Annotated in this window: 10 protein-coding genes and 1 pseudogene; 1 reads left to right on the forward strand and 10 read right to left on the reverse strand. The window is 66.8% G+C overall.

The window, feature by feature from the left end:
• The 10 genes and pseudogenes from ACXJKH_RS14110 to asnS all read right to left on the reverse strand — a co-directional run.
• Positions 1 to 84 (reverse strand): annotated as a pseudogene (locus ACXJKH_RS14110) (DUF2461 domain-containing protein); the annotation flags it as partial.
• Positions 81 to 1520, reverse strand: coding sequence for an exodeoxyribonuclease I (gene sbcB / locus ACXJKH_RS14115; protein WP_457320163.1), 1440 nt, complete (start codon positions 1518 to 1520; stop codon positions 81 to 83). The gene sbcB and the pseudogene ACXJKH_RS14110, both read right to left, overlap by 4 nt.
• The gene (locus ACXJKH_RS14120) at positions 1520 to 2887 is read right to left on the reverse strand and encodes an FAD-dependent oxidoreductase (RefSeq protein ID WP_457320165.1); all 1368 of its coding nucleotides are present in this window, start codon (positions 2885 to 2887) and stop codon (positions 1520 to 1522) included. Before ACXJKH_RS14120 ends, sbcB begins: the two co-directional genes overlap by 1 nt.
• A 31-nt stretch (positions 2888 to 2918) precedes the next feature.
• Complete coding sequence (kynU, locus tag ACXJKH_RS14125; RefSeq protein ID WP_457320167.1) at positions 2919 to 4196, reverse strand: kynureninase; 1278 nt, start codon at positions 4194 to 4196, stop codon at positions 2919 to 2921.
• Between the two features lie 572 nt (positions 4197 to 4768).
• The gene (locus tag ACXJKH_RS14130; RefSeq protein ID WP_256774545.1) at positions 4769 to 5299 is read right to left on the reverse strand and encodes a 3-hydroxyanthranilate 3,4-dioxygenase; all 531 of its coding nucleotides are present in this window, start codon (positions 5297 to 5299) and stop codon (positions 4769 to 4771) included.
• A 25-nt stretch (positions 5300 to 5324) separates the two neighbouring features.
• Entirely contained in the window at positions 5325 to 5987 is a 663-nt protein-coding gene (can, locus tag ACXJKH_RS14135) for a carbonate dehydratase (RefSeq protein WP_457320169.1), read from the reverse strand.
• Positions 5988 to 6063: 76 nt separating this feature from the next.
• The gene (locus ACXJKH_RS14140; RefSeq protein WP_457320171.1) at positions 6064 to 6771 is read right to left on the reverse strand and encodes an FMN-binding negative transcriptional regulator; all 708 of its coding nucleotides are present in this window, start codon (positions 6769 to 6771) and stop codon (positions 6064 to 6066) included.
• A 6-nt stretch (positions 6772 to 6777) separates the two neighbouring features.
• Positions 6778 to 7092, reverse strand: coding sequence for a hypothetical protein (locus tag ACXJKH_RS14145; protein WP_256774542.1), 315 nt, complete (start codon positions 7090 to 7092; stop codon positions 6778 to 6780).
• Positions 7089 to 7394, reverse strand: a complete 306-nt coding sequence (locus tag ACXJKH_RS14150; protein WP_256774541.1) for a hypothetical protein — start codon at positions 7392 to 7394, stop codon at positions 7089 to 7091. Before ACXJKH_RS14150 ends, ACXJKH_RS14145 begins: the two co-directional genes overlap by 4 nt.
• A 25-nt stretch (positions 7395 to 7419) precedes the next feature.
• Positions 7420 to 8814 carry an asparagine--tRNA ligase gene (gene asnS, locus ACXJKH_RS14155; protein WP_457320174.1) on the reverse strand — a complete coding sequence of 465 codons (1395 nt, stop codon included), beginning with the start codon at positions 8812 to 8814 and terminating at the stop codon, positions 7420 to 7422.
• Between the two features lie 186 nt (positions 8815 to 9000).
• Here asnS and ACXJKH_RS14160 point away from each other — a divergent pair, with 186 nt between their 5' ends.
• Complete coding sequence (locus tag ACXJKH_RS14160) at positions 9001 to 9339, forward strand: HesB/IscA family protein (protein ID WP_256774539.1); 339 nt, start codon at positions 9001 to 9003, stop codon at positions 9337 to 9339.
• Positions 9340 to 9491 lie beyond the last annotated feature (152 nt).

Consider the following 9491-nt stretch of genomic DNA (forward strand, 5'->3'; position numbering starts at 1 on the left):
GTGTTCGTTGAACCAGGTCTTGTCGTTGTGGCGGGCCAGGCCGCGCAGGAAGGTGAAGCTCTTCGGACTGAAATAGCTGCTCACAGGCTCTGCTCCAGGTCGGTGCCCCAATCGCGCAGCTGCTGCAGCAGGGCGAGTTTGCCGGGGTCGGTGGCATGTTCGGTGGCCAGCGCGTCCAGCTGTTGCCGGAACTGCGGCAGGTTCTGCTCGCCCAGTGCGGCATCCCCGAGCAGGCGCTGGCGACGGTAGTCGTTCCAGCGGGTGCGCTCGGCCGCATCCAGGGTCGGCAGATGATTGCGCGCCCGGTAGCGGAACAGCAGTTCAGGCATGCGCGGATCGCGCAGGCGCTCGGCGAAGCTGGCCAGTTCTGTCGGGGGACTGGTGCGGATGCGGGTCATCAGCGCCTTGTCGCCATCGGCAAGGAAGCCGTCGTACAGGGACGCATCGACATCGCTCGGCGGCAACACGCGTTCGCCACCGAATACCTGCCGCACCTTCTCGGCCAGTGCCGGGGCGAGCTCGCGCAGGCGTGCGGCCTTGGCCTCGATCGCGGCCACGTCCAGGCCGAGGCGTGCATGGTCGGCGGCGCGCAGGTGGTTCCAGGCGACCAGCGCCGGCACCTTGTTGACGTGTACTTCCTTGAGCGGTACGCGCTGTTCGCCTTCGGCCAGGTCCGCCGCGCGGGTGTACAGGCGCGCGGCGATGGTTTCGGCCGGCAGCGCCAGCAGTGCGTCGATGTCGCCCTCCAGGTCGAACACGATGATGCGGTTGTTGATGTACGGGTGACGCGCCAGCGGCAGCACCGGTGCGGCGCACATGCGCTGGGCGGGATAACGCATCGAGATGTGCAGCACCGGCTGCATCGCATCGACGTCGAGCAGGCTGCCGACGAAACGTTTGTCGCGCAGCTTCAGCGCGTAGTCCCACAGGCGCGGCTGGGCCTGCTTGAACAGGCGTGCCATGCCGATGGTGGCGTGCACGTCCGACAGGGCCTCGTGTGCGTCGCCCTGACGCACGTTGTTGGCGGTGGCCAGGTGCTCAAGCTTGAACGAGGTGGCACCATCCTCGCGTTGCGGCCAGACCACGCCTTCGGGGCGCAGCGCGTGCAGCAGGCGCATCATGTCCAGCAGGTCCCAGCGCGAGTTGCCGTTGCGCCACTCGCGCTCGTAGGGATCGAAGAAATTGCGGAACAGCCCGTGGCGCACGAACTCATCATCGAAGCGCAGCGTGTTGTAGCCCAGCGAGCAGGTGCCCGGTCGCGCCATCAGGTCGTTGATGCGCGAGAACGCCTCGGCCTCGCTGACGCCGGTGGCAAGCGCGTGCTGCGGGGTGATGCCGGTGATCAGCGTGGCCACCGGCGAGGGCAGCAGGTCGTCGGCCGGCTTGACGTAGAAGCTGACCGGCGCCTCGATGATGTTCAGCTCGGCATCGGTGCGGATCGAAGCGAACTGCGCGACGCGGGTGCGCCGCGGGTCCTGGCCGAAGGTTTCCAGGTCGTAGAACAGGAAGCTGTCTGCCATCAGTGTGCGCCCTCCAGTACGGGCAGCTGCGTGTGCACGATGCGCTCCAGTGCAGGCCAGTCGATGTGGTCCAGGCTGTCGTGCCCGGCGGTGGCCTCTTCCAGGATGCGCCGCTGCAGTTCGGTGCGCTCCAGCGCTACCGCGTAGGGCGTGTGCAGGAAGGTCACCATCGTGTAATGCGGCACGAAACGGGTCGGCCAGCGCGCCTGCAGCGCCTGTTCCAGCTCACGCTGCAGCAGGAATGCCGGGTCGGCGACACGGTCGCGCATCTCCAGATAGTTTTCCAGCGCCATCTGCTGGATGGCTTCGGCATTCGGCTTGCGATCCGCTTCGAACGCGGCGAAGGCGTCGCCCAGCGAGTCCTGTTGCAGTAGGTGGCCAGCCAGCGCCACGCAGTCTTCGAACGCGCAGTTCATGCCCTGGCCGTGGAAGGGCACCATCGCATGGGCGGCGTCGCCGAGCAGCACGGCGCGGCCCTGCAGGTGCCAGTGGGTGAGGTGCAGCGTGCCGAGCAGGCCCGGCGGATGTTCTTCCCAGTCACGGCGCAGGTTGGGGATCAGTGCCAGCGCATCGGGGAAGTCACGTGCGAACAGCGCTTCGGCTTCGGCCCCGGTGGTGGTGGTGGCAAAGCTGGGATCGCCCTTGTTGGGCAGGAACAGGGTAACGGTGAACGTGCCTTCGTCGTTGGGCAGCGCGATGCACATGTAGTGGCCACGGGGCCAGATATGCAGGGCGTTGGCCTCGATGCGGAAGCCGCCATCGGCGGTGGGCGGGATCTCCAGCTCCTTGTAGGAGTGGTCGAGGAAGTCGATGCGTTCGTCCAGCGGCTGCTTGCGGTTCATCGCCGCGCGCAGTGCCGAGCCGGCACCGTCGGCGCCGATCAGGGTATCGAAGCGGATGTCGTGCGGCTGGTCGTCGCGGTCGTCGATGAAGCGTGCGTAGCCGGCGTCGAAATCGACCGTGTGCAGACGGCGATGGAAGTGCACGCTGGCTCCGGCATCTTCGGCCAGCTGCAGCAGGGTGGTGTTGAGGTCCTTGCGGTGGATGGACCAGATCACTTCGCTGTCGTCGCGCCCATAGCGCTGCAGCTGCGGCTCGCCATGGCGCGGGTGGATCATGCGCCCGCGCATCATCACCGCCTTGGCCATGACCGCGTCTTCGACACCGGCTTGGCGCAACGCGTTGCGGCCGCGCTCGGCCAGGGCCAGGTTGATCGAGCGGCCGGACTCGTAATCGCTGATGCGCGGGTCGCCGCGGCGTTCGTACAGGGTGATCCGCCAGCCCTGGCGGGACAGCAGGATGGCGAGCAGGGAGCCGGCCAGGCCAGCGCCGATGATGCTCAACGAGCGGGAGGGGGTAGCGATCAAGTCGGTGTCCGCAAGGGGGAGGGGGCGCGGCTTAGTGGCCGGCCCAGGCGTCCACTTCGTCGATGAAGTGGTGCAGGTCCTGGTAACGGTTGTACGCCGGGGTGGGCGAGATGCGGATGACGTCCGGTTCGCGCCAGTCGCCGAGCACGCCGACGGTCTGCAGGTACTCGAACAGGCTGCGGCCGCGCTCGCGCCCGCCGATGACGCGCAGCGAGAGCTGGCAGCCCCGGCGTTCGGGCTCGCTTGGGGTCAGCACTTCGAGCACCCGCGGCAGGCGGGCGCGCACGAGGGCATCGAGCAGGCCGGTCAGGCGCAACGATTTCTCGCGCAGGGCGGCGATGCCGCCGGCCTTGTCGACCACGTCCAGGGCAGCGCGCAGCGGCGCCAGGCCGAGCACCGGCGGGTTGCTGAGCTGCCAGCCTTCGGCGCCGGCGGTGGGCACGAACTGCGGGGCCATCTTGAAGCGGGTGGCTTCCTCGTGGCCCCACCAGCCGGCGAAGCGGGGCAGGGTGGTGTCGCGGTGATGGCGTTCGTGGACGAAGCAGCCGGCGACGGCGCCGGGGCCGGCGTTGAGGTACTTGTAATGGCACCAGATGGCGAAATCCGGGGCGATGTCGTGCAGTTGCAGCGGCACGTTGCCGACGGAGTGGGCCAGGTCGAAGCCGATGCGGGCGCCCTGCAGGCGCGCCATGCGGGTGATGGCGTCGAGGTCGAACACCTGGCCGCTGCGGTACTGCACGCCGGGCCACAGCACCAGCGCCAGGCGCGGGCCGTGTTCGGTGATGGCGCGTTCGATGGCCTTCAGGGAAATGGTGCCGTTGGGTTCGTCAGGCTGGACTTCGATGAGGTCGGTGGCCGGGTCGAAGCCGTGGAAGCGGATCTGCGATTCGACCGCGTGGCGATCGGTGGGGAACGCGCCGGCTTCGATGAGGATGGCCGGTCGCTGTGCGGTGGGCCGGTAGAAGCTGACCATCATCAGGTGCAGGTTGACGCTGAGGGTGTTCATGGCAACCACTTCGCTGGGCAGGGCGCCGACGATGCGGGCGAGCTGTTCGCTGACCAGGCGGTGGTAGCGCAGCCACTGGGTGTCACCGGTGAAGTGGCCTTCGACGGCCAGGCTGGCCCATTTGTCCATGACGTCCTGGACGGCGGCACGGGCGCCACGCGGTTGCAGGCCGAGGGAGTTGCCGACGAAGTAGGTCTGGTCGCGATGGTTGTGCTGGGGGAAGATGAATTCGCCGCGGATGGCGCGCAGGGGATCGGCGGCGTCCAGGGCAACGGCATGGGTGCGGCTGAGAATGTCGGACATGGTGCAACCCGCGTGACAGTGGCTGACAGTTTATCCGGTGGTGGGGGTGTGGGGTGTTGTGGGGTGTGTGTTGGTAAAGGCAACAGGCAACGCCAACCGCCAACCGCCAACGTCAACGTCAACGTCAACGTCAACGTCAACGTCAACGTCAACCGCAACGGCGTCCTGTGTGGGCGGTGGCTGGGCTGGCGCGGTGCGGGTGGGTTGCCGGGACACGCCGTARAYCCGTCCWTGGRGGCTCGGTGTTGCCATCCATGGCAACACACGGYCCCGGCAACCCCCGAGCCATGCTCGGCTGCTCTTCCTTCCCAGGTCATGCTGGCATCGAATGAGGAACGGGCATCAGCAGTCGTTAGAGGATCGACCCCACCGGGATGATTGCAATGGCCCCGGTAGAGCCGAGCCATGCTCGGCTGCTCTTCCTTCAAAGGTCAAGCTGGCATCGAATCAGGAACGGGCATCAGCAGTCGCTAAAAGATCGAATCCGCCGGCTCTTCTGCATGCGCGCAAACCCACCCATACAAGCCTCGCCCGGAGTGCGCGCGCACATGCTGCTGTCCGCCTTCGAGCTCTCAGCCTTCAACAGCCCCGGTACCACCCGGCAACGGATCCACATGTCCGCACGCCTCGCAGGTGCGCATCTCCACCGAGGCCTGATACCGCGCAAACACCTTCGGCAGATCCGTCTCGATGTTCTCCAGCGCGAAATACTCTTCGTACAGCTTGTGGTTGCAGCGCTCGCAGAACCACAGCAGCCCATCGCGCTCATGCGCCAGGCGCTTGCGCTCCACCACCAGCCCCACGCCGCCAGCCGGGCGGCGGGGCGAATGGGGCACCTTGCCCGGGAGCAGGAAGATCTCGCCCGCGCGGATCGGGATGTCGCGCACCGCACCGTCTTCCTGCACCTTCAGCGTCATCTCGCCTTCGAGCTGGTAGAACCACTCAGGGCCCTCGTCGTAGTGGTAGTCGGTGCGGCTGTTCGGCCCGCCCACCACCATCACGATGAAGTCCCCGTTCTCGATCATCTTGTTGCCCACCGGCGGCTTCAACAGATGCCGGTGTTCCTCGATCCAGGCCAGCAGATTGATGGGGGAAGCGAGCATGATGGGGATTCCGTAGAGAGACGCGTCAGTCGCGCCGACCGCGGCGCGGCACGTGGGCCAGGGCCTTTTCGTAGGYCGGTTGCAGGTCTTCCGGTGCACCCACGTCGATGCCCATCTCGCGCACCCGGCCATCCTTCAGGCTGTAGACCCAGCCGTGCACCATCAGCTTCTGGCCGCGCGCCCAGGCATCCTGCACGATCGTCGAGCGGCAGGCGTTGACCACCTGCTCGATCACGTTCAACTCGCACAGGCGTGCGTGCTTCAGCGCCGGGTCCTCGATCGCATCCATGATCGAGGCGTGCTTCTGCGCCACATCGCCCACGTGCCGCAGCCAGTTGTCGGCCAGGCCCACGCGGGTGTTGTGCAGGCTGGCGTGCACGCCGCCGCAGCCGTAATGGCCCACGATCAGGATGTGCTTCACCTTAAGCTGGTCCACCGCGTACTGGATCACACTCAGGCAGTTCAGGTCGGTGTGCACCACCACGTTGGCCACGTTGCGGTGCACGAACACCTCGCCCGGTGCCATGCCGATGATCTGGTTGGCCGGCACGCGCGAGTCGGAACAGCCGATCCACAGGTATTCCGGGTGCTGCTGCTTGGCCAACTGGTGGAAGAATTCCGGGTCTTCTTTCTCGATCCGGTCCGCCCATTCGCGGTTGTTCTGCAGCAGCTTGTGGATGTCTTTCATGGGGCAGGTGTCCCTGACGTAAGGTGGGGGCAAGGCGCGGCCAGCCTGGCCGCGGCGTCGCGGGAAGCGGGGAGAATCAACCGGCGGTGTCGCCGTCGCGGCGCCAGCGCATCCACTGCGCCAGCTCGCGGGAAGCCGGGGCGTCCAGCGCCGACAGCGCGTCGATCACGCTGTGCTGGTTGGCCTCGGGATGGTTCTGGCTGAGCTTGAGTTTGATCTGCACCTGCGCCGGGCGGAAACGGAACCCGACGATGCCGCCGAGCATGCGCTGCTGGCGCGGCTCGATCGGCAGCAGATCCCAGTCGCCGCCGACCTGCGCTTCATAGTGCGCGCTCAGGCCGTCCAGCATGGCGATCAGCGCATCATCGTCGGTCACCGGCTCCAGCACGCCGCGCAGTTCCGCAGCGGCGTAGTTCCAGGTCGGCACACGCGCCTGCGCGACCTTGTGTTCGCCCCGTCCCTGGGGCTCACCCTGCGGGCCAGCCTTTGGCTGTCCAACGCCGTTCCTGACGGCGTTGTCCGGATACCAGCCCGGCGACACATACGCGTGGGGACCGTGCACCAGCATCAACGCGGGGCCGGCATGGCCTGCCTGCGGGTTCGGCTTGGCCCAGTGGCCTTCGATCAGGATGCCATCGGCGTCGCGCCGGTACAGCACCGGCATCCGGGTGGCCTGCGGCAGACCGTCGGCGCCGGTGGTGACCAGCGTGATGAACGCATCGCGCGCCAGCAGCCGGTCCAGCCAGATCAGGTCAGTCTCGGCGAAGGCGGAAGGGATGAACATCGCCGGTTACGCGCGGGCGCCCAAGCTCTGCACCATGCGGCCGTGCAGCTCGGCATCGCTGGCGCCCTGCGGCGGCTGCACTTCATGCAGCGAGAAACCGCGGATCAGCGCGTCTTCCTCGTCCAGGCCGTCATAGGACACGAACTCGGCATCGAACAACTGCGACCGCGCGGTGTCTTCGCTGTCGTAGCTGAGCGTGTTGCCGTCGCTGTCGAGGACTTCGGCGGTGCCGGCCGGGCGGATCCGCAGGCGCGCCCAGATAAGCGTGTTGCCCAGGCTGGCCAAGAACCATTCGTCGCGGTGTGAGGGGGTGTCGTTCATATCAATACCATCGAAAGCAGCCAGAGCAGGGCAGCCATGCCCAGTCCGGCCAGCAGGGTCAGCAGCGATACCCAGGCAGGCGTGGCCAGCCCGGACAGCGCCCGGTCGGGGGTTTGCCGGTAATCGCGCCCAAGCAGCCAGCGCAGCGCATCCGGGCGCAGGAACGCGCCGTTGCCGAAGCGTTGCGCCAGCAGCGGATGGCGGTCGCGGATGTGGATCAGGGTCAGCGGCCAGAAGATCACGAAGGCACTGAACCCGGCGATCGCCACGCCGACGAAACACAGCGCGAAGAACAGGGTCATGGGCTCGGTGCCTCCGCGGGGGGGATCAAAACTCGGCGCTGCCCGGCGCGCGCGGGTAGGGGATGGCGTCGCGGATGTTGCCCAGCCCGCACACGTACACCACCAGGCGCTCGAAGCCCAGGCCGAAACCGGCATGCGGCACCGACCCGTAGCGGCGGAAATCGCGGTACCAGCTGTAGTGCTCGCGATCCAGGCCGAACTGCGCCATGCGCGCGTCGAGCACGTCCAGGCGCTCTTCGCGCTGGCTGCCGCCGATGATCTCGCCGATGCCCGGGGCGAGCACATCCATCGCTGCGACGGTCTTGCCGTCATCGTTCAGGCGCATGTAGAACGCCTTGATGTGCTCGGGGTAGTTGGTCACCACCACCGGGCGGCCGATGTGTTCCTCGGTCAGCCAGCGCTCGTGCTCGGTCTGCAGGTCCAGGCCCCATTCGACCGGGAAGTCGAACTTCTTGTCGGCCTTCTGCAGCAGCTTCACCGCTTCGGTGTAGTCGATCTGCTCGAACGGGGCGTTGATGAAGCCTTCCAGCTTGGTGATCGCGTTCTTGTCCACGCGCTCGGCCAGGAACGCCAGGTCGTCGCCGCGCTCGTCCAGCACCGCGCGGAACAGGTATTTCAGGAACTGCTCGGCCAGGCGCGCGTCTTCGGCCAGGTCGGCGAAGGCGATTTCCGGCTCGATCATCCAGAACTCCGCCAGGTGGCGGGTGGTGTTGGAGTTTTCGGCGCGGAAGGTCGGGCCGAACGTGTAGACCTTGCTCAGGGCCAGGCAGTACGCCTCGACATTGAGCTGGCCGGACACGGTCAGGAAGGTTTCCTTGCCGAAGAAGTCACGGCTGAAATCGACCTCGCCCTTTTCGTTGCGCGGCAGGTTGGCCATGTCCAGGGTCGAGACCCGGAACATCTGGCCGGCGCCTTCGGCATCGGAGGTGGTGATGATCGGGGTGCTGATCCAGTTGAACCCGTTCTGGTGGAAGAACCGGTGCACGGCCTGGGACAGGCAGTTGCGGATGCGGGTGACCGCGCCGAACAGGTTGGTGCGCGGGCGCAGGTGCGCCACTTCACGCAGGAACTCCGCGCTCATCGGCTTGGGCTGGATCGGGTAGGTCAGGGGGTCGTCGACCAGGCCGACGATTTCGATGTCGTGGGCCTGGATTTCGAAGGACTGGCCCTTGCCCTGGGACTTGACCAGGGTGCCGCGGGCGATCACCGAGCAGCCCGGGGTCAGGCTCTTGATGTCGTCGAAGTTGCCCAGGGTGTCATTGGCCACCACCTGGATGGGGGCGAAGCAGGAGCCATCGGTGACATTGACGAAGGCCAGCGCCGCCGAGCCGCGCACCGTCCGTACCCAACCGCGTACGGTTGCCTCGCCGCCTTCCGGGATTTTCCCGGCAAGCGCATGTTCAACGCTGACCACCGTCATGACTTGAATCCTCTGTTGATCGACTCGATCTCTGAACACGGAGTTTAACGGGTGCGGTGTTCGGCTTGCGAGGCATTTTTCGCGCGCTCTCCGGGGCTGCGCGCCATGTGAACCGCAGCGACGGCCGTCGAAGCCGGGCCGCGCCATACCCTCTATAATGATCACGATCCGCTGGAGTTGCCTGTCATGGCCGTAAGCCTTACCCCTGTTGCCTTTGCCCGTGTGCAGAAGTTCGTCGAGCAGACCCCCGGCGCGCTGGGCCTGCGTTTCGGCGTGACCCGGACCGGTTGCTCGGGCTGGGGTCACATCACCGATCTGGCCCGCGACGAGCGCCAGGGCGACACCGTGTTCGAGCAGGACGGGGTGCGTATCTACGTGGATGCCGACAGCCTGGGCTTGGTCGATGGCACGGAGATCGACTTCGGCAAGCACGGCCTGAGCGAGACGTTCACGTTCAGGAACCCTAACGCGACCGCCGAATGCGGCTGCGGCGAGAGCTTCACCACCGAGGCCGACAAGGCCTGAGCCGGGCCGCCGCCGGGCTGTCTGGCGCGCTGCGGCTTGCCTGTTGGGGCTTGCGCTGCCATACTTTGCGGCTTCCTGCCTGATTTCGGGCAGGACCCTTGCCCCACCGCGTTCATCTGCGGGGGGCTGTCCGGCCCTCAACGGGCCACATC

This window comes from Stenotrophomonas sp. P5_B8 (assembly GCF_054049855.1).